Below are 19,456 nucleotides of genomic sequence, written 5' to 3'. Positions count from 1 at the left end.
GTCGGGGCGGGCCAACTGGATTAGCGCACCAGGCGGATCGTCAGCGGGTAGCGGTATTCGCGGCCGCTCGATGCGGCCATGGTGGCCAGGACGATCGCCACCAGCGCCGCGACCGCGCCGATCAGCACCAGCGGGATGATGATCAGCACGCCCAGGCCGAACGTGATCAGGATCAGCACCACCGCGATCGCGGTGTAGATCAGCAGCGACAGCTGGAAGTTCAGCGACTCCAGCGCGTGCCGCCGGACGAAGTCGGACCGGGACCGGTACACCAGCCAGATCACCAGCGGGCACAGGAATCCCATCGCGAACCAGGCCGCGACCAACACGCCGACGTGGGCAACCATCCCCCACGTCCGTTCTTCCGAGGCCGACAGCGGCGGCCCGGCTCCAGGCGCACTCATACTCCAGTCAAGCATGTCGCGCAATCCCGGTCACCGATTCCTTTCCGGCCGCACACCGGTCTGTATGCCGAACGGTTTGTCGACGGAAGGGCGGCGAGGATGCCGAGCAAGGAGTCAGAGGCGGTACGACGGCACTGGAAGGCGGCCCGCCTCGCACAGGCGCCGGACCGGGAGACCGGGGACCACGCGTGGGCGGGGCTGACCAGCGAGCCGCCGGGTGTGGACTACCTCGCGGTCGCGGAACTGCCCGCGCTGTGGGTCGTGCCGAAGGATGCACCGCCGGACCGGGTGCTGCTGTGCATGCACGGTGGCGGGTTCATCAGCGGGTCGCGGTACTCGCACCGGAAGCTGTTCGGGCACCTGGCTCGGGCGGTCGGGGCGCGGGCGCTGGTCTTCGACTATCGACTGGCGCCTGAGCACATGCATCCGGCTCAGGTCGAGGATGCGGTCGCGGCGTACCAATGGCTGCTGGAGCAAGGGGTCGAGGCGGTCGCGTTCTGCGGTGACTCGTGCGGGGGCGGGCTCGCGATTACCACGCAGCTGCGAGCCCGGGAGCTTGGGCTGCCATTGCCGGTTGCCACGCTGGCGATCTCGCCGTGGGTGGACATGGAGGTGAGTGGTTCGTCGTACGACGCCAACCGGAAGCGGGACGCGTTCTTCCACCGGGAGCTTGTGCGTGGGCTGGTGGACACGTTCCTCGGGCCGGATGGGGATCGGCGGGATCCGCTGGCCAACCCGCTGTACGGGAAGCTGGCCGGGTTCGGGCCGATCTACATCCAGGTGGGCGGGCACGAGGTGCTGCTGGACGACGCGCACCTGCTTGCCTCACACGCTCGCTCGGCCGGGGTCGACGTACGGGTCGATGTGTTTCCGGAGATGCAGCACACGTTCCAGATGGCGGCGGGGCGGGCGCCGGAGGCCGACGACGCGATCCGGCGGCTGGCGGAGTGGGTTCGGCCGCACCTGCTGTACACAGGTAGGCGTGATGACGGGCAGGTCTGAGTTCGAGCGCCGTACCGAGCCGTTCCGGAAGGAACTGCTGGCGCATTGCTACCGGATGCTCGCGTCGGTGGACGAGGCCGAGGATCTTGTCCAGGAGACGTACCTGCGGGCGTGGCGCTCGTACTCGTCCTTCGAGGGGCGGTCGTCGCTGCGTGTCTGGCTGTACCGGATCGCGACCAACGCCTGCCTGACCGCGCTCGAACAGCGCGGCAGGCGGGCGCTGCCGTCCGGCCTCGGCGCGCCCGGCGACGACCCGACCGGTCCCGCGTCGCCGACCGACGTCGCGTGGGTCGAGCCGCTTCCGGACTCGCTGGATCCGGAGCTGGTGGTGACCGGGCGGGAGAGCCTTCGGTTGGCGCTCATTGCGGCGTTGCAGCACCTTGCGCCGAGGCAGCGCGCCGTACTGATCCTGCGCGAGGTGCTCGCGTTCCCGGCGGCGGAGGTCGCGGTCATGCTCGACACCACGGTCGCGGCGGTGAAGAGCACCCTCCAACGGGCCCGGGCACGCCTGGACGAGGCTGCACCGGATCGCTCGTCGGTCATCGAACCGACCGACCCACAGGCCCGGGCGCTGCTCGACACCTACATCGAAGGCTTCGAGAAGGCCGACGTCGCGGCGCTCGAACGTGCCCTCCGGGCGGACGCAGCCATCGAGTTGGTCGGCACCACCACCTGGTTCGCCGGCCGCGTCACTTGTCTGCGCCTGCTGGAACAGGCCGTCGGCTCCCCAGGCGACTGGCGCATGATCAGTACGACGGCCAACGGCCAGCCGGCCGCGGCTGCCTACGTCCGAGACGCCACCGGGACACACCAGGCTTTCGGTCTCGCCGTACTCACTCCTACGCCCACGGGTCTGACGCACATCTACGTCTTCAACGAGCCCGAACTCCTGACCAGATTCAGCCTGCCACTTCAGTTGCCGCCAGGCGGTGGCTGAGGAAGCGGCGTTCGGTCTCGTTCGCTGTGAGGGTGATGGCGAGGCGGTACGCGTCGGCTGCTTCGGTCACTCGGCCGAGGCGGGCCAGGACGTCGGCCCGGGCAGCGGGCAGGTAAGCGTACGACTTCAGCGCATGCTCGTTGCCGAGGGCATCTAGCTCGGCGAGGACGTGATCGAGGTCGGCGCCTGGGACGAGGCTGCGGGCGGCGGCCCGGTTGAGCGCGACGATCGGCGTCGGCCAGCTGATCATCATCGCGTCGTACATCCGCACGACCTGACGCCAGTCCGTCTTCTCCCACGACGGCGCGGTCACGTGCAGCCCTGCCACGGCTGCCTGCAGCGCGAACCGCCCCTGTCCCCGTTCCAGGGCGGCCGTTGCCCGCGACACACCTTCCGCCAGCAGGCGGATGTCCCACCGCGACCGGTCCTGATCGGCCAGCAGCACCAACTCGCCGTCCTCGGTCACGCGCGCGTCCCCACGCGCTTCCGTCATCAACAGCAACCCCAGCAACGCCTGCGGCTCCGCCTCGTTCGGCATCAACCGCACCAGCAACCGCGCCAACTCGACAGCTCGCCCGGTCAGGTCCGTCCGCGTCAGCTCGGACCCAGCCGCCACATGCCCGGCCGTGTAGACCAGGTGCACCACTGTCAGTACGGCGTCCAGTCGCGCCGGCAACTCCTCGTCGGCCGGGATCCGGTACGGGATCGAGGCCGCCGCGATCTTCTTCTTCGCCCGGGTGATCCGCGCAGCCGCCGTCGGCTCACTGATCAGCAGCCCGGCCGCCACCTCGCGCGTGGTCAGGCCGCAGATCAGCCGCAACGTCAACGCCACCTGCGAGTCCCGCGCCAGCGCCGGGTGGCAGCAGGTGAACACCAGACGCAGCGGATCCGTCGGCTGCTCCACGTCGTCCGGCGCGACCGGATCCTCGACCAGCAACGGAAGCTTCCGCCGCAGGTTCGTCTCCCGCCGCATCCGGTCGAGGGCGAGCCGCCGCGCGACTGTGGTCAGCCAGCCACCCGGGTTCGCGGGGATGCCGTCCGGCCAGGTCCGCAGCGCCTGGACGAACGCGTCCTGCGTGCAGTCCTCGGCCAGATCCAGGTCCCGCGTCAGCCGCACCACCGACACGAGCACCGTGGACCAGCTCTCCCGGTGCGCCCGGTCCACGACCCGGGCCACCTCGACCGGCGCAGGCGGGTACGCCGACGGTGAGAGGTCCGTCGGGATACCCGGCTGCCGCGCCATGTCGGTCTCAGGCCGGCTGCGTCACGCCGGCGGCTGGGCGTCGCCCGAGGTCGGCATCACGGGGCGGACCTCGACGTTCCCCGACGGGCAGATCTTGGCGAGCTCGAGCGCCTGGTCGAGGTCGCGCGCCTCGATCACGTAGAAGCCTCCGAGGGCTTCCTTGGTCTCGATGAACGGCCCGTCGGTGACCAGCGGCTCGGCGCCCTCGCGCTGCCGCACCGTGCTCGCGGTGCTCGACCGCTCCAGCGCCTCGCCACCGAGGATCCGCGCGCCCGCCTTCTCCACTGCCTCCGAGAACGCGCCGTGCAGCTTCATCGCCTGCTGCCACTCCTCAGGCGTGATGTTGTCGTACCACTCTTCGCTGTCGAACAGCAGGAACATGTACTGCGCCATCTCCGGCTCCCTTGCCTAGAGCTTCTACTGGACATCGTCCTGACGATCGATCCCCGACGGAATCGACAACCCTGGCGAGAACTTTCCTCAGCCTCGTGGCGGCGGCTCCGCGTTGTACTGGTTCAGGGCCGCGATCAGGGCCAGCCCGGCAGCCTCCACGACGTCGGTGGACGACGCCCGGACCGCAAGCCTGCGGCGCGGCAACTCCACCTCGAGCTCGACCTCTCCGACCGCCGCACTGCCCGGGCCGACCGAGTACGCCCGGAACGCGACGACCCGTGCCTCCACTCCCGTTGCCTGCGAGATCGAACTGCAGACCGCGTCGATCAGCCCGGTGCCAGAACCCTCGGCTTGCACCGGTTCTCCGGACTTGAAGAGCTTCACGGTGGCGCGCGGCCCGTCCTGCGTGCCCCCGGAGTACGTGATTGCGTCGAGCCGCCAGCCGGTGGACGTCATGCGATCCCCCCTCGATGTCCAGCAAAGCCAGGATCGGTACTGTCATCGAAAGCATAAACGCGGCGGCCCAGGAGGCCTTTGTGGAGCACCTGGATGTTCTCGTGGTTGGCGCCGGACTCTCCGGTATCGGTGCGGGTTACCGGCTGCAGACGCAGAGTCAGGGGCGGTCGTACGCGATTCTCGAGGCGCGGGACAGCATTGGCGGGACCTGGGACCTGTTCCGGTATCCCGGGGTCCGGTCGGACTCCGACATGTTCACGCTCGGCTTCCCGTTTCACCCGTGGAAGGCAGCCAAGGCGATCGCGGACGGTCCGTCGATCCTGGACTACCTGCACGAGACCGCGGTCACGTACGGCATCGACAAGCACATCCGCTTCGGCGAGCGCGTCGTACGGGCGTCGTGGTCGTCGACCGATGCGCGGTGGACTGTGGAGACGACCAAGGCGTCGTACACGTGCTCGTTCCTGTACGTGTGCAGTGGGTACTACGACTACGACTCGGGCTATGTGGTCGACTTCCCGGGGCAGAGCGAGTTCGAGGGCCAGATCGTGCATCCGCAGCACTGGCCGGAGGACCTGGACTACTCGGGGAAGCGAGTGGTCGTGATCGGCAGCGGAGCGACGGCTGTGACGCTCGTGCCCGCCATGGCGCGTACGGCGGAGCACGTGACGATGCTGCAGCGCTCACCGAGCTATGTCGCGTCGAGGCCCGCGCACGACGCGTTGTCCGACCGGCTGCGCGCCGTACTGCCGGAAAGGCTTGCGCACCGAGTGATCCGAGGCAAGAACGTCGCCTTCAGTTCAGCGGTGTACAGCGCCTTTCGGAAGTGGCCGGCGCAGGCTGCGCGGTTCCTCAACAACACAGTGGCCAAGCAACTGCCGGACTCGATCCCCGTGGACCCGCACTTCACCCCGCGCTACAAGCCGTGGGACCAGAGGCTGTGTCTGGTCCCAGACGCCGACCTGTTCAAGGTACTGCGCAAGGGCTCGGCCACCGTGGTCACCGACGAGATCGAGACCTTGACGCCGACCGGTCTGCGACTGCGGTCCGGTCAGGAGCTGGCAGCCGACGTGATCGTCACCGCGACCGGACTGCGCATGGTTGCTCTCGGCAAGATCCAGCTGACGGTGGACGGGCAGGCAGTGGATCCGCACGACACCTTTGTCTACAAGGGAATGATGCTGAGCGGAGTGCCCAACCTCGCCTGGTGCATCGGCTACACCAACAACTCGTGGACCCTCCGCTCCGACCTGACGTCGCAGTACGTCTGCCGCCTGCTCAACCACCTCACCGCCACCGGCAACAGCATCTGCGTGCCCGAGATCGACCAGTCGGAGTACGACGCCCCACGCCGCCCGGTCGTCGATCTCTCCTCCGGCTACATCCAGCGAGCCGCGTCCATCCTGCCTCGCCAAGGCACCCACGGCCCTTGGCGCCTCCGCCAGAACTACCCCCGAGACCTGGTGCTCCTCCGCTTCGGCCCCATCACCGACGACGCGATGCAGTTCAAACCGGCAGCCTGACCGAGGGCTGCGGGCCGACGTAGGTTGCGATGGGGCGGATGATCTTGGGATCGGTGGACTGTTCGAGAATGTTGGCGGACCAGCCGATCACGCGGCTGACGGCGAAGGTGGGGGTGAACATCGCCCGCGGCAGGCCGCACAGCTCCATCACCACGCCGGCGTAGAACTCCACATTGGCGTAGAGGTTGCGGCCAGGCTTCAGTTCGGCGAGTACGTCGACGATGCGCTGCTCGACCGTGGTGGCGAAGTCCACCAGGTCTCCGCCCAGTCCGCGGGCGATGTCACGCAGCATCAGCGACCGCGGGTCCTCGGTCCGGTAGACCGCATGCCCGAACCCCATGATCCGGTCCCCCGCCGACACCTTCGCGCGCACCCACGCGTCGATCCGGTCCGGTGTACCGATCTCGTCCAGGCTGGCCAGCGCCCGGTCCGGTGCGCCGCCGTGCAGGGGTCCGGAGAAGGCTCCGATCGCACCGGCGATGGCGGACACCACGTCGGCACCGGTCGACGCGATCACCCGTGCAGTGAACGTCGATGCGTTGAACCCGTGGTCGACGGTGGCCACGAGGTAGTGCTCGATGGCAGTGGCCTGTATGGCGGTCGGTTCGACGCCGGTCACCAGGTAGAGCCAGTTCGCCGCGGCGGTGAGGTCGGCGCGTGGCTCCAGCGGCTCGTGCCCCTCCCGGAGGCGGTACAGCGCGGCCAGGATCGTCGGCGTCACTGCGCACACCAGCATCGCGTCGGCCTTCCGCCGTACCGGATCCGCGTCCCACAGCGGCGGGAGACGCCGTACGGCGGCCAGGAGCGACAGGACGGTGCGGAGACCGGCGAGCGGGTTGAACACCGGGCCGGCGGTCGCGATCGCGGGCAGGACGGCGCGAACCTCGTCCGGGAGCACCCGCAGCGGCGCGAGCTCGGCGACGAAGCGGTCCCGCTCGGCGGCGGTCGGGAGCCGGCCCTCGAACATCAGGAACCAGACGTCTTCGAGCGTCTTCGACTTGGCGAGGTCGATCGCCGAGTACTCGCGGTAGTGGTAGAACCCTTCGTCACCGCGGACGTCGCCGAGGGTCGTCTCGGTGACGACGACGTTGCGCAGGCCGGGCGGAACATTGATCGTGGTTGACATATCTTCAGAGTTGACAGGAGATCAATGGTTGTCAATATTGATCCAGTCAACATGAAGCTCGGAGGAGCGCTGGATGGGCCCGCAGAGTGACGAGAATTACCTGACGACGGCGGAGGTCGCCCGGCGGCTGAAGGTCAAGCCGGAGACGATCTACGCCTACGTCAGCCGGGGGTTGCTGACGAGCGTGCGGGCGCGGGGGCGGCGCGGCAGCTTGTTCGCGGCAGCCGACGTCGAGCGGCTGGCGAGCAAGTCGGTGGAGCACTCCGGGGTGGTCGAGCAGATCGAGACCGAGCTGACGTTGCTGAAGGACGACGAGCTGTACTACTGCGGGCATTCCGTGCGTGAGCTTGCGACCAGCCAGTCGGCCGAGTCGGTGGCGCACCTGCTGTGGACCGGTGAGCTGACCGATCGGCAGCCGTTCCCCGTGTCGCGGGACTCGGTGCTGCTGGCCAGGTCAGCCATGAACGTGCTGCCGGACTCTGCGCGGCTGACAGACCGGCTGCGGGTGGCGGTCGCCGCACTGGGAGCGGCTGATCCGATGCGGTTCGACCTCACACCGCGGTCGGTGATCCTGGCTGCGGAGAACTTGATGGGCGTCCTGACAGCTGCACTCCCCGGGCCGGTCGTAGCCGAGCGGTCCCTCGGCAGGCGGCTATGGCCGAAGCTCGCACAGCGAACCCCGCACCCGGAAGCGCGGGAGGCGGTGGGGCCGGAGGTGCTGGAGGCGGCGCTGATCTTGCTGGCTGACCATGGGCTGGCTGTGTCGACTGTTGCGGCTCGGGTGGCGGCTAGTGCTCGCGCGAATCTGTACGCCGTGGTGTCGGCGGGACTCGGCGCTTTGGACGGGCAGTACCACGGCGCCGCGCCGACGCTGGCGTTCGAGTTCCTCGAGAAGGCCCAGCGCGATCCACTGCAGGCGTTGTCCGACCAGCTTCGTTCGGGAGAGCCGGTGCCAGGCTTCGGGCACCGGATCTACCAGAACCGCGATCCGCGCGCCGAGGTGCTGCTCACCCTGCTCGGCGATCACCCGATCGTCGAGACGATCCAGGTGCTGAGCGCGCGGCTGACTGCGTTCCCGAACAGCGATCTGGCCATCGCCGCGATGATGCACGCCTTCGAGTTCCGGGCAGACGCCGGCGACGCGGTGTTCGCGCTCGCGCGGATCGTCGGATGGACCGCGCACGCGCTGGAGGAGTACGCGGCGCCGGCGCTGCGGTTCCGGGCTCTCGGCATCTACACCGGGGTCAGCGGGCTTGAAGCTTGAGCAGGGTGGCGGCGCCAGGGGCCAGCTTCAGCGGGACCGGACTGGCACTGCGGCCGGCATAGGTCTGAGTGCGGGGGTCGAAGACGCCGACCGAGGAGACCCCGCCCGGGTTGGGCGTGACAGTGGTTCGAGCATCCAGAGAATGCGACCGGTTGGCGACCAGCACCCATCGATCGGCCGAGCCGTCCCGCGCAGCGAAAGTCCCCAGCACGACGGCCGATCCGGAGACGGCGGAGATCAACCCCGTAGGCGCGAATCCGACGGTGCCGTTCGGGAGTGGGGTCTCGTTGGCGTGCACGACGGACTCGGACACGAGCGGCTTGAGCTCGCGACCGACCTGGTGCAGCCAGGTGGTGTTGATCGTGCGCGCGGCGGCGTACCGGGGTGTGCGCCGGCCGTCGACCGTGATCAGCGCCGGCCCGAACCCCTCGCCGCGCGCCGCCTCCGGAGTCCAGTAGGTGAAGTACTGGATGCCCTTCGCGCCGTAGGCCAGGCTGATGTTGACCTGCCAGAGCAGCTCGGCCGCGGTCGGCTCCCGATGGTTGTCATAGGCAAGGGTCTGGATGAACACCCAGGCCGGGATGTCGCCGTGCAGGGCCGCGTCCCGCACGATCGCCCAATTGTGGAAGTAGTTCCCGTCCTCACGGCCCTGCGACAGCAGCGGGTACCGGTCGAACGAGATCAGCGACGGCTTCACCGCGTCGACGAAGCTGCGGTAGTACGCCGGGTCGTCGGACGGGAACAGGTTGATGTACGGGAGCAGTTGCGGGGCCAGCTCACGCGACACCGCGACCGCCCGGGCCAGCGTGCCGAACCAGCCGGCGCCCGGCTCGTCGTACAGGTTGAAACCGGCCAGTGACGAGAACGGGCCGTAGGCGTCCCGGGCGCGGATGTAGAGCGCCTGCGCCTCGGCCGGGGTGACGCTGAGGAAGTCGGCGGGGTTGTCGGAGATCGAGAACCAGCGGGACATGTTCCGGATCTGGATGTCGTCCGAGATCAGCATCTGCAGCCCGGCGGTGCGGGCCAGGTCGAGCTGGTACCGGAAGATGTTGCCGTCGCCGGCGTAGTTGCCGGAGATGACGAAGTCGAAGCCGGCTGCCTTGATCTCGGCGTACCGCTCGGCGGTGCTCGCGTACGGGTGCGGCGGCCAGAACAACCCGATCGGGAACTCCGGCCCACCGGTCAGCGGCAGGTCGTCCGGCGACGGCACCGCAACGGCGGCGGTCGAGGCGCCGGACGCACTGGACGTGGCGGCAGCCGTCCCAGGAGAAGCGGCGGCGGTCAAAGCGGTGGCCCCGGCGCCGAGCAGCAAGGCGCGACGGCTGGGACCAAGGATGCGGTGGGGGCTCTGCATGGTTCTCCTCACGGGCGGGTGGGTCGAAAGCTCAGGGCCGTTTGCGGTGCGACGCGACGGCCTCGGCGGTCGCGTCGAAGGCCTGTTCGGCCAGCGGGTAGTCGCGTTGCGCGACCCCGAGATAGAGGGCGTCGAGAACGAGCATCTGCACATGGCGGGCCGACATCCCGCCGGTCCGGAAGGTGACGTCACGAGCGGCGGTCAGCAGTACGACGTCCGCGCACAACGCCAGCGGCGACCGCGGATAGTTGGTCACGGCAACGGTCGTCGCACCACCACGACCCGCCCGCTGCAACGGCTCCAGCACCTCCACCGTCTCGCCGCTGTGCGAGATGCCGATCGCGACATCACCGGGCCCGAGCAGCGCCGCGCTGGTCAACGCGTTGTGTACGTCGCTCCACGTGCTGGCAGCGCGGTCGATCCGGTGCAGCCGCAACCGCAGGTCCTCGGCGACCGACGCCGACCCGGACACGGCGTACATGTCGATCCGACGCGCGTCGGAGATCGCCTGCACTGCCCGGCCGAGCGCGTTCACGTCGATCGACGCGACCGTGTCCTCGAGCGCGCGGGTGTCGGCCTGCAGCAGGGTGCGCAGGACATCCTCGAGTGAGTCGTCCGGCCCGACCTCGGCGCCGGTCCCCCGCTCCCAGCTGCTGCTCGTCCGTCCGGTCTCGGCCGCGAGCGCCAGTCGGAGCTCGGCGTACCCGGACAGGCCGAGCGCCAGGCAGAACCGGGTCACGCTCGGCAGCGACGTCCCGCAGCGGGCGGCGAGCTGGCCGATCGTCGACGACGCGACCCCGGCGGGATCCCGCAGTACCTCGGTCGCGATCCGCGCCTGGGCCGGGCTGAGCGCCGGCAGCAGCCCGTTGATCCGGGCTTCCAGGCTGGGCGACGCGACGACACCACTCACGCTCATGTGAATTATTCTCAAACCGCGAGAGCAAGAATTGCAAGAGTTCACACCCGGCCGGGAGCGGACACACGAAAAGACCCCCTCGGCCGACGGCCAAGGGGGTCGAATCGCGACTGAGTCGTCAGAACAGAGCGGCCATCAACCGCCGACGCGCCTTGATCACGCGCTCGTCGTCGGCGCCGACGACCTCGAAGAGCTCCAGCAGGTGCAGCCGGACGGCGTTGCGCTCGTCGCCCGCGGTCACCTGGATGGTGGTGATCAGCCGGTTGAAGGCGTCCTCGACGTGACCGCCCATCAGGTCGACGTCGGCGACCAACTGCTGCGCCTCGACGTCGCCGGGGTTGTCGGCCGCACGCGTCCGGACGTCCCCCGGGACGTCCTGGGTGCGCTTGACCAGCTGCACGCGAGCCAGGCCGGACTTCGCCTCGGCGTCGTTCGGGGTCTCCTTCAGCAGCTCCTCGTACGCCGCGATCGCGCCGTCCAGGTCACCCGCGCCGACCGCGTTCTCCGCCTGCTCGTACCGCGGGTTCGGCGCCGGCTCTTCCTCTTCCGGCGACTCCGCCGCCGGCCCGACCGGCTCGGCCCGACCGCTGATGCCGTTGGCGACCGCCACCTGGAGCAGCTGGTCGAAGTACTGCCGGGCCTCGGCTTCCGCGGGCGCGCCCTGGAACAGCGGGACCACCTGACCCCGCAGTACGGCGATCACCAGCGGAACCGACTGCACTCCGACCGCCTGGGCCAGCTGCGGGTTCGCGTCGATGTCGATCCGGGCCAGCAGGAACTTGCCGGCGTACTCGGTGGAGAGCTTGGCCAGCATCTGGCTGAGCGCGGTCGAGGCCGGGGACCGCGGCGACCAGAACTCGACCACCACCGGGACCTGGAGCGACCGCTCGATCACGTCGGCCTGGAAGGTCGGCTCGCTCACGTTGAGCACGTACGACCCGGAGGCGCCACCTGCGGGCGGCGCGCCGGCCGCAGCACCGGGCGCGGCGGGAGCCCCAGCGGGTCCGCCCGGCGCCGGGGGCCTGCGCAGGGACGACAGATCGATCGCCCCAGGACGGGAGAAGTTCGACTGACTCACGACTGCCCTCGCATTCCGTTCACGTTCACAAGGTCCATCCTCCCCGACGCGGTCTAGGCGTGTTGTGCCCGGGTCGCCAGGAGCAACCTTGCCAGGCCGCTGCGGGTGCCGGCGACGGCGATCCGGTCGCCCGGTTGGAGGATCTCGCCCTTCACCGCCGGGGACCAGTCCCAGGCGGTCCCGTCCCGGCGGGCCAGTACCCGCAGACCGCCGGCCTCATCCAGCTCGCCCAGCCGCAGCCCGCCCGCGACCGAGCCCGGCTCGACGGTGACCTCGGTGAGCAGCAGGACGCGACGACCGGCCGGCACGGTGACCTGGCTGCGCCGGTTCGCCACCGCCGCCGCGATCGCCGGCGCGACCAGCATCGACACCGAGCGGCTGTGCCCGAGCCCCAGCCGCCGCTCGACCCGCTCGGCCAGGTCGTGGTCGAACATCCGCATCGTGATCCGCGCCTCCGGATTCAGCTCGCGGACGACCATCGCGGACTCCAGGTTGGTGATGTCGCCGTTGGTGATCGCGAGCACCGACTGACATCGCTGGACGCCGGCCGACCGCAGCGTCTCCTCGTTGCTGCTGTCCCCGATCACCACGGGGATCCGCAGCCGGTGCGCGGTCTGGACACCGGGCGCGTCCTCATTGTGCTCCACCCCGACCACCGCGACACCACGCTCGGCGAGGATCTCCAGTACGCGCGCACCGACCGTACCGAGACCGCAGACGACGACATGGTTGCGTGGCCGGCCGCGGACACCGCCGATCACCCGCGACAGCCGGGCGCCGATCAGCGAGTCGACGACGACCGCGGTGAGCAGCGCCATCAGCACGATGCCGGTCAGCTGCACGAGTACGGCGGCCACCTTCGCCCACGGCTCCGCCTCGGAGAACGTATCGTCCTCGATCCCGGCCGACGTCACCGCACCCGCGGCCAGGTAGAGCGCCCGCAACCAGTCGATCTTCGCGATGTAGTGCGTCAGCACCGTCCCGGCCAGGACGAGGAACAGCATCACGGCGGCGATCCGCCGTACCCGGCGATCGAAGACGTCGCGCATCGCCATCAGCCAGCCAGCTCGCCGTACGTCCCTGGTCCGCCACACGCTGCGGACGCCGGTGCCGAGCACGATGTCGCCGGTCGGGTCGTCACTGAAGGCCGGCAACAACTCCGGGGTCGCCGACGAGGTCGTGTCGGCCAGTACGGCGAGATGCGGATCGCGGATCAGATCCGCCTGACCCGCGACCAGCCGGCGCCCGCCGAGGTCGAGCCAGGTGAGCTCGTCGTCCTCCAGCGCATCCGACACGAACGCCGGCGCCGCGAGCGACGGACCCGAGATCACCACGCAGTCGCCGAGCAGGCTGTGCAACTGCGCCCCCAATCGGGGATTGACCATCTGTACGACGATGCGCAGGTCCGGATCCATGTCCCGCGCGGTCAGCGCGGTGTGGACGTTGTGCACGTCGTCGTTGTCCAGCAGCACCAGGGCACGCGCGGTCGACGGCTTCCCGTCCTTCGCGTCGACCCCGGCGCGCCGGAGCAGCGCTTCGCTGATGACGCGGACGCCCAGCACGTTCGCGCCGAGCTCGCCGATCCGTTCGTAGTGCCGGGACGCGGGGTTGACGATCGCGGTGACCTGTTCGCCGGAGCCGACCAGCTCGGTGACGACCCGCAGCATGGTGCGATCCGAACCGCAGACGACCACGCCCCGCTCGTCGAGCGAGGCGGTCGTCGTTGCTGCAGTGGGCCGGCTGTCGGTGGTGGTCGCTGCGGGTGGGTCGTCAGAAGCGGGCGGGCTCTCGGTACTCGCCCCAGAGTTCCCGAAGAACGTGACAGATTTCCCCCATCGTGGCCTCCGCACGCGCCGCCTCCAGCATGGGTTCGATGAGGTTGCCGGTCCCTCTGGCCGCCTCGACCAGAGCGGCTAGCGTACGACGGACGCGGTCCTCGTCGCGGTGCCCCTTGCGTGCCGCGAGCACCCGGCACTGCTCGATCTCGACCTCGTGGCTGACCCGGAGGATGGACAGCTCACCGGAGACCGTGTCGGTCAGGGTGTTCACCCCGACGATCTTCTTCTCACCCTTCTCCAGCTTCTGCTGGTACTCGAACGCGGCGTCGGCGATCTCGGCCATGAACCAGCCGTCCTCGATCCCGCGCAGGATGCCGCCGGTCATCGAGCCGTCCGGGCTCATCTCCTTGATCCGGGCAAAGATCTCCTCGGCCTCGGCCTCGATGGCGTCGGTGAGCGCCTCGACGTACCAGGACCCGCCGAGCGGGTCGGCGACGTTGGTGACCCCGACCTCTTCCATCAGCACCGACTGGGTGCGCAGCGCGATCTCGGCCGACTCCTCGGTCGGCAGCGCGAGAGTCTCGTCGAGCGCGTTGGTGTGCAGCGAGTTCGTCCCACCGAGCACGGCGGCGAGCGCCTCGACCGCGGTCCGTACGACATTGTTGTACGGCTGCTGGGCGGTCAGTGAGACGCCCGCGGTCTGGGTGTGGAAGCGCAACGACTGCGCCTTCTCGGTGCGGGCGCCGTACACGTCCCGCAGCCAGCGGGCCCAGATCCGCCGGGCCGCGCGGAACTTCGCGATCTCCTCGAAGAAGTCCAGGTGGCTGTCGAAGAAGAACGACAGGCCGGGTGCGAACACGTCGACGTCGAGCCCACGCGACAGCCCGAGCTCGACGTACCCGAACCCGTCGGCGAGCGTGTACGCCAGCTCCTGCGCAGCGGTCGAGCCGGCCTCGCGGATGTGGTAGCCGGAGACGCTGAGCGGTTTGTACGCCGGGATGGTGGTCGCGCAGTACTCCATCAGGTCGCCGATCAGGCGCAGGTGCGGTTCCGGCGGGAACAGCCACTCCTTCTGGGCGATGTACTCCTTGAAGATGTCGGTCTGCAGCGTCCCGTTCAGCTTGGTCAGGTCCGCGCCCTGCCGCTCGGCCGCGACCAGGTACATCACGAACGCCGGTACGGCGGGGCCGGAGATCGTCATCGAGGTGGTGACGTCCTGCAGCGGGATGTCCTTGAACAGCCGGTCCATGTCGGCGGCGGAGTCGATCGCGACCCCGCAGTGGCCGACCTCGCCGAGCGACTTCGGGTCGTCGGAGTCGCGACCCATCAGGGTCGGCATGTCGAAGGCGACCGACAGGCCCCCGCCACCGCCGTTCAGGATCATCTTGTACCGCTCGTTGGTCTGCTCGGCGTTGCCGAAGCCGGCGAACTGGCGGATCGTCCAGGTCCGGCCGCGGTAACCGGTCGGGTACAGACCGCGAGTGAAGGGGAACTCCCCCGGCCAGCCGATCCGCTCCATCCGCGGGTCGTCCACTCCGTCGGGCGGTCCGTAGACGGGCGCGACCTCGGTGCCGGAGAGCGTGGTGAAGTCCGCCTCCCGCTTGCGTGCCGCGTCGTACCGCTGCTGCCACCGGCTCCGGCCGGCGGCGATCTGCTCGGCATCCATCAGTCAGACCTCCTCGGAAACTGGTCCCAAAATACTAGGACGTCCAACTATTTCCAACCGCGGGGCCTCACGCGGCCAACCGCAGCCCAGCTGGTGAGACGGTCCGTCAGGTGAAGTCGCCGGCGTTGTGGCGCAGCGGCTCGAGGACGGACCAGAGCATCTTGAGCTGCTCGTCGGTCAGCCCGGACAGGGCGAAGTCGGCGGCGACCAGGTCCGCGGTCGCGCGTTCGACCAGCTCGCGCCCCTCGGGCGTGATCTCGCACAGCACCGCGCGGCCGTCGTCCGGGTGCGGTTCCCGGGTCACCAGTCCGGCTGCCTCCAGCCGCCGTACGATCGACGTCACCGAGGTCGGGTGCACCTGCAGCCGCTCCCCCATCTTGCCCAGCGGCAACGAGCCGCGCCGGGAGAAGGTGAGCAGCACCAGCGCCTCGAACCGCGCGAACGTCAGCCCGTGCCTGCGCAGGATGTCGTCGAGCTCGCCGATGACGATCTGCTGGGCCCGCATCAGCGACGTGACGGCCCGCATCTGCTCGACCGCGCCCCAGCGCCGGCCCCACTGCCGCGACGCCTCGTCGATCGGATCGAACGGCAACGCCCTCTTCCTCGCCATGAGCCGAAGATTAGCTCCACACTAGGCAGACCATGGCGAACCTCAGCGCGAAATTCAGGGCGAAACTCAGGCATTCGGACTTCCCCGACCTCGGCAACGACTCCCCCGCCGAGCAACTGATCAGTGTGCGGTTCAACTGGTACTTCCAGCATGCGCGGCAGGCCCGGATCGCCTACCGCGCACTCGGCACCCTGCAGTTGCTCGCCGCCCTCGTGATCGCGATCTCGGTCGCCATCTCGGCGCCCACCTGGCTGGCGCCGGCACTCGGCGGCGTGATCGCCCTGGCCGAGGGCATCCGCACCCTGTTCGGGTACCGCGACAGCTATCCGACCTACACCCGCACCGCGCAGCAGCTCCGCAACGAGGCCTGGCTGTACGCCCAACGAGCCGGCCGGTACGCCGATGCCGCGGACCCGGTCCGGTTGCTCGCCGAGCGGGTGGTCGAGATCAGCCAGGCGGAGACCGCCGACTGGGAGGACGCCTTCAACGCGCGCACGATCTGATTTCTGTCCGCCGTGGGTGTCATGCTCTGGCCTATGACGTCGGCGGAGTTCTACCTCGAGCAGTTGCGGGCCGAGTCGGCGCGACTCGGCGAGGTCGCACGGATGGGGCTGGAGCCCGCGGTGCCGAGCTGTCCGGGGTGGACGGTCGAGTCGGTGGTGCGGCACGTGGCCACGGTGTACCTGCACAAGGTGGAGGTACTGCGGCTCGGCGCATTGCCCGACCCGTGGCCGCCGGACTTCGGCACGCGCGACGCGCTCGAGTTGTACGACGAGGCGCGCACGGCGATCGTGGACGCGCTGGTTGCGGCCGGGACCGAGCGGGAGACGTGGACGTTCAACCCGGACGACAAGACCTCCGGGTTCTGGTTCCGGCGGATGGCCCTGGAGAGCGTGGTGCACCGGATCGATGTCGAGCAGGCGCACGACGTGGTCACGCCGATCGACCCCGAGCTGGCGCTCGACGGGATCGACGAGGTGCTCTACCCCAACCTCGGCGGGCCGTGGTGGGAGGAAGGCGACACCGAGCACCCGGTCGACGCCGCCGTACGGATCACGGCTGATGGGAGGTCGTGGACGGTGCGCGCGGACGCTACGAGCGTGGTCGTGAGCCAGGGCGCGGAGGGCGACGTGGCGGCCGAGATCTTCGGGTCGGCCGATGCCGTGTTCCTGTGGTTGTGGGGCCGGCTGGACGCGAGCGTGATCCAGTCCGCAGGGGATGAAGGGGTCGTGCGGGAATTCCGGGCCCGGGTCGCGGAGTGCACGACCTGAGCGATGTCCTGTTCCGGGGTGGCTGTTCGTTCCCTTGACGAAGGACCAGAGTGGTCCTAGCTGAAGGAGGCCTCCGATGGCGCAGTACCTTGCTTTGACCTACACGCCGGACGTCGACTGGTGGGCGCCCGAGCACGCTAGTGAGCTGGCGGAGTACCGGCAGTTCGGGGTGGACCACGAGGGCAGCATCAAGGCGAGTGCGGTGCTGCATCCGACGCCGACGGCAACCGTCGTACGGGTGGAAGGCGCCCGGGGTGGGAAAGTCGTGACGACCGACGGTCCCTACGCCGAGACCAAGGAAGCGCTGACCGGCTACTACCTGATCGAGGCCGACGACCTGGAGCAGGCGGTCGCGATCGCGGCGCAGATCCCGGCCGCGTGGAACGGCGCCGTCGAGGTCCGGCCGGTCATCAACGCCAAGTAGCCCGCCAAGTAGCCCGACAAGTAGCCCGACAGTGTCCGATGACGCGCTCGCCGAGACGATCCGGATCGAGGGCACGCGGATCCTCGCGACCCTGATCCGGACGGTCGGCGACGTCCAGCTCGCCGAGGACGCCGTCCAGGAGGCGACCCTGGCGGCCCTCGGCGCCTGGCCGGTGACCGGCGTACCGCCCGAGCCGCGCGCCTGGCTGACCGTGACCGCGCGCCGGAAGGCGATCGACATGATTCGCCGCGACCGGGCCCGTCCCGGCAAGGAACGCGAAGGGCTGGAACTGATCGAGCTCAGCCAGTCGGACGGGATCGTGCCCGACAGCGTCGTGCAGGACGACCTGCTCCGCTTGATCTTCACCTGCTGCCACCCGACGCTGTCGCCGCCGACCCGGGTCGCCCTCGCCCTCCGGACGCTCTGCGGACTGTCGCCCGCGCAGATCGCCGGGGTGCTGCTGACCACCGAGGTCGCCACGAACAAACGCCTCACCCGCGCCCGGCAGAAGATCGCGGCCGCCCACATCCCGTACCGAGTGCCGCCGGAGGACGAGCTGCCCGATCGCCTCCCGGCCGTCTGCGCGGTGATCCACAGCCTCTACACCGCCGGCCACGCACCGATCGAGGGCCAGACCGCGTACGACGTCGACGTCTGCGCCGAGGCGATCCGCCTGGCCGAACTGCTGCACGAGCTACTGCCCGACCAGTCGATGCCGACCGCCGCCCTGGCGCTGCTGCTTCTCACCGAGGCCCGCCGCCCGGCCCGGATCGACGACGACGGCGAGGTCGTCACGCTCGACCAACAGGACCGCACTCGGTGGGACGCGGACCTGATCGCGCGCGGCGTGACGCTGCTCAACGACTCGCTGGAGCGGTCGAACCGCCAGGCCGACCCCTACCAGTTGCAGGCCGCCATCGCCGCCGAGCACGCTCGCGTCCCCAGCTACGCAGCGACCGACTGGCGCGAGATCCTCAGGCTCTACGACCTCCTCGTGTCGATCGCGCCGAGCACGTCCGCGCACTTGGCCCAAGCGGTCGCAGCAGCCGAGGCCGATGGCACCGCGGCCGGGCTGGCGCGGCTCGACGCACTCCCGCCGAGCCCGCGCTGGCACGCCGTACGCGCCGAGCTCCTCGCTCGCGATCACCGGTACGCCGAAGCCGCTTCAGAGCTCATGCAAGCACTGGAAGGCCCGGCCACGGACCCAGAACGAGCACACCGCGAACGGCGGCGGCAGCTCTTCCTGCAGAAGTCCAGTTAGTCCCGGTCCTCGTCGGTCCAGTTGCCGCGCTCGCTGTTGAAGATCGACTTGCTGCCGGAGCCGGCCACCGGACGGGACTGGTGGACCGGCGCGGGCGCCACCGTGGTGGTGACCTCCTGCGCGGAGTCCATCCCGATCGGACCGGTGCCGTCGTCGTCGGAGTCGTCGTCGCCCTCCACCACGTCGACACTCGCCGACGCGCGCAGACCGGTGCGCTGAATGACCCGCTGGATGGTCAGGTCCCGGTCGTCCGGGCGGCTGACCCACCTGATCTCCCGGAAGCCCTGGTCCTGCGCCGCCGACTCGAAGACGAAGTGGCCGTAGCCGAGGATCCGGCCGTTGATCGGCTTCTTCAGGGTGATGTCGAGGACACGCGCGATCGGTGTGGTCGCGACCGTCTGAGAGAAGACGCCGCGGATCCGCATCACCCGCATGTTGGTGACCACGAACCGGTCCCGGTGGTGAGTGAGGAACTGCCAGAACGCATGCATCAGCAGGATCAGCACGATCGCCAGCAGCACCTGCGTGCCGCCGATCGAGTTCGTCACCAGCGCCACCAGCAGGGCGGTCGCCAGCGCGACCTCGAGCATTGGCACCGAGTACACCACCCAGTGCTGCCGGACCTCGTCGATGACGACTTCGCCCTCGTCCGAGATCAGATGGCGCCGGACCTTCGGGTCGAAGATCCGGAACAGGCCTATTCCGGCCATCCGCTCACTCCCCTGTCACGCTGTTGTGTGACCCCGTACA

General features: G+C 69.5%; 20 protein-coding genes. 8 read left to right on the top strand and 12 right to left on the bottom strand.

Going from position 1 to position 19,456, the window contains the following annotated elements; genetic code table 11:
- Positions 1-20: 20 nt before the first annotated feature.
- Positions 21-404, bottom strand: coding sequence for a DUF4870 domain-containing protein (locus ACIBL3_RS27385; protein WP_396356457.1), 384 nt, complete (start codon positions 402-404; stop codon positions 21-23).
- Between the two features lie 99 nt (positions 405-503).
- Between ACIBL3_RS27385 and ACIBL3_RS27380 the strand changes: the two genes are divergently transcribed.
- Positions 504-1,406, top strand: coding sequence for an alpha/beta hydrolase (locus ACIBL3_RS27380; RefSeq protein WP_396356454.1), 903 nt, complete (start codon positions 504-506; stop codon positions 1,404-1,406).
- Positions 1,390-2,343 carry a sigma-70 family RNA polymerase sigma factor gene (locus ACIBL3_RS27375; RefSeq protein WP_396356453.1) on the top strand — a complete coding sequence of 318 codons (954 nt, stop codon included), beginning with the start codon at positions 1,390-1,392 and terminating at the stop codon, positions 2,341-2,343. Before ACIBL3_RS27380 ends, ACIBL3_RS27375 begins: the two co-directional genes overlap by 17 nt.
- Here ACIBL3_RS27375 and ACIBL3_RS27370 read toward each other — a convergent pair.
- The 3 genes from ACIBL3_RS27370 to ACIBL3_RS27360 all read right to left on the bottom strand — a co-directional run bounded on the left by ACIBL3_RS27370 (position 2,306) and on the right by ACIBL3_RS27360 (position 4,435).
- Positions 2,306-3,586, bottom strand: coding sequence for an RNA polymerase sigma factor (locus tag ACIBL3_RS27370; protein ID WP_396356452.1), 1,281 nt, complete (start codon positions 3,584-3,586; stop codon positions 2,306-2,308). The two genes, ACIBL3_RS27375 and ACIBL3_RS27370, sit on opposite strands and share 38 nt — an antisense overlap.
- A gap of 21 nt (positions 3,587-3,607) precedes the next feature.
- Positions 3,608-3,979 (bottom strand): YciI family protein, encoded by a 372-nt coding sequence (locus ACIBL3_RS27365; protein WP_396356451.1) that lies wholly within the window; start codon positions 3,977-3,979, stop codon positions 3,608-3,610.
- Positions 3,980-4,066: 87 nt separating this feature from the next.
- On the bottom strand, positions 4,067-4,435 hold the full coding sequence (locus ACIBL3_RS27360; protein WP_396356450.1) for an alpha-isopropylmalate synthase regulatory domain-containing protein: 369 nt from the start codon (positions 4,433-4,435) through the stop codon (positions 4,067-4,069).
- A gap of 80 nt (positions 4,436-4,515) precedes the next feature.
- Between ACIBL3_RS27360 and ACIBL3_RS27355 the strand changes: the two genes are divergently transcribed.
- Entirely contained in the window at positions 4,516-5,958 is a 1,443-nt protein-coding gene (locus ACIBL3_RS27355) for a flavin-containing monooxygenase (RefSeq protein WP_396356449.1), read from the top strand.
- Here ACIBL3_RS27355 and ACIBL3_RS27350 read toward each other — a convergent pair.
- A complete protein-coding gene (locus ACIBL3_RS27350) occupies positions 5,942-7,084 on the bottom strand; it encodes a citrate/2-methylcitrate synthase (RefSeq protein WP_396356448.1) in 1,143 nt (380 codons plus the stop codon). The two genes, ACIBL3_RS27355 and ACIBL3_RS27350, sit on opposite strands and share 17 nt — an antisense overlap.
- Positions 7,085-7,157: 73 nt before the next feature.
- On the opposite strand from ACIBL3_RS27350, the gene ACIBL3_RS27345 reads away from it, so the two are divergent.
- On the top strand, positions 7,158-8,348 hold the full coding sequence (locus tag ACIBL3_RS27345) for a citrate/2-methylcitrate synthase (RefSeq protein ID WP_396356447.1): 1,191 nt from the start codon (positions 7,158-7,160) through the stop codon (positions 8,346-8,348).
- On the opposite strand, the gene ACIBL3_RS27340 is transcribed toward ACIBL3_RS27345, so the two are convergent.
- The 6 genes from ACIBL3_RS27340 to ACIBL3_RS27315 all read right to left on the bottom strand — a co-directional run bounded on the left by ACIBL3_RS27340 (position 8,329) and on the right by ACIBL3_RS27315 (position 15,750).
- Complete coding sequence (locus ACIBL3_RS27340) at positions 8,329-9,702, bottom strand: hypothetical protein (protein WP_396356446.1); 1,374 nt, start codon at positions 9,700-9,702, stop codon at positions 8,329-8,331. The genes ACIBL3_RS27345 and ACIBL3_RS27340 overlap by 20 nt on opposite strands.
- Before the next feature lie 31 nt (positions 9,703-9,733).
- Positions 9,734-10,618: a MurR/RpiR family transcriptional regulator gene (locus ACIBL3_RS27335; protein ID WP_396356445.1), complete on the bottom strand. Its 885-nt coding sequence runs from the start codon at positions 10,616-10,618 to the stop codon at positions 9,734-9,736.
- A 118-nt stretch (positions 10,619-10,736) separates the two neighbouring features.
- Positions 10,737-11,696 carry a tetratricopeptide repeat protein gene (locus ACIBL3_RS27330; RefSeq protein WP_396356444.1) on the bottom strand — a complete coding sequence of 320 codons (960 nt, stop codon included), beginning with the start codon at positions 11,694-11,696 and terminating at the stop codon, positions 10,737-10,739.
- Positions 11,697-11,749: 53 nt separating this feature from the next.
- The gene (locus ACIBL3_RS27325; RefSeq protein WP_396356443.1) at positions 11,750-13,390 is read right to left on the bottom strand and encodes an NAD-binding protein; all 1,641 of its coding nucleotides are present in this window, start codon (positions 13,388-13,390) and stop codon (positions 11,750-11,752) included.
- 76 nt (positions 13,391-13,466) lie between these two features.
- Positions 13,467-15,140 carry a methylmalonyl-CoA mutase gene (locus ACIBL3_RS27320; RefSeq protein ID WP_396356442.1) on the bottom strand — a complete coding sequence of 558 codons (1,674 nt, stop codon included), beginning with the start codon at positions 15,138-15,140 and terminating at the stop codon, positions 13,467-13,469.
- Positions 15,141-15,246: 106 nt separating this feature from the next.
- The gene (locus ACIBL3_RS27315; RefSeq protein ID WP_396356441.1) at positions 15,247-15,750 is read right to left on the bottom strand and encodes a MarR family winged helix-turn-helix transcriptional regulator; all 504 of its coding nucleotides are present in this window, start codon (positions 15,748-15,750) and stop codon (positions 15,247-15,249) included.
- 32 nt (positions 15,751-15,782) lie between these two features.
- On the opposite strand from ACIBL3_RS27315, the gene ACIBL3_RS27310 reads away from it, so the two are divergent.
- The 4 genes from ACIBL3_RS27310 (at position 15,783) to ACIBL3_RS27295 (ending at position 18,706) form a co-directional block, all read left to right on the top strand.
- Positions 15,783-16,253 carry a DUF4231 domain-containing protein gene (locus tag ACIBL3_RS27310; protein WP_396356440.1) on the top strand — a complete coding sequence of 157 codons (471 nt, stop codon included), beginning with the start codon at positions 15,783-15,785 and terminating at the stop codon, positions 16,251-16,253.
- Between the two features lie 33 nt (positions 16,254-16,286).
- On the top strand, positions 16,287-17,021 hold the full coding sequence (locus tag ACIBL3_RS27305; RefSeq protein WP_396356439.1) for a maleylpyruvate isomerase family mycothiol-dependent enzyme: 735 nt from the start codon (positions 16,287-16,289) through the stop codon (positions 17,019-17,021).
- 76 nt (positions 17,022-17,097) lie between these two features.
- Positions 17,098-17,445, top strand: coding sequence for a YciI family protein (locus ACIBL3_RS27300; protein ID WP_360524134.1), 348 nt, complete (start codon positions 17,098-17,100; stop codon positions 17,443-17,445).
- Positions 17,446-17,476: 31 nt separating this feature from the next.
- Positions 17,477-18,706 carry an RNA polymerase sigma factor gene (locus tag ACIBL3_RS27295; protein WP_396356438.1) on the top strand — a complete coding sequence of 410 codons (1,230 nt, stop codon included), beginning with the start codon at positions 17,477-17,479 and terminating at the stop codon, positions 18,704-18,706.
- On the opposite strand, the gene ACIBL3_RS27290 is transcribed toward ACIBL3_RS27295, so the two are convergent.
- Positions 18,703-19,416: a PH domain-containing protein gene (locus ACIBL3_RS27290; RefSeq protein ID WP_396356437.1), complete on the bottom strand. Its 714-nt coding sequence runs from the start codon at positions 19,414-19,416 to the stop codon at positions 18,703-18,705. The genes ACIBL3_RS27295 and ACIBL3_RS27290 overlap by 4 nt on opposite strands.
- Positions 19,417-19,456 lie beyond the last annotated feature (40 nt).

Origin of the sequence: Kribbella sp. NPDC050124 (genome assembly GCF_044460355.1) — a bacterium.
Taxonomy (GTDB): domain Bacteria; phylum Actinomycetota; class Actinomycetes; order Propionibacteriales; family Kribbellaceae; genus Kribbella.
Note: the sequence above shows the minus strand (reverse complement) of the source record. Positions and strands in the feature narration are given on the sequence as shown.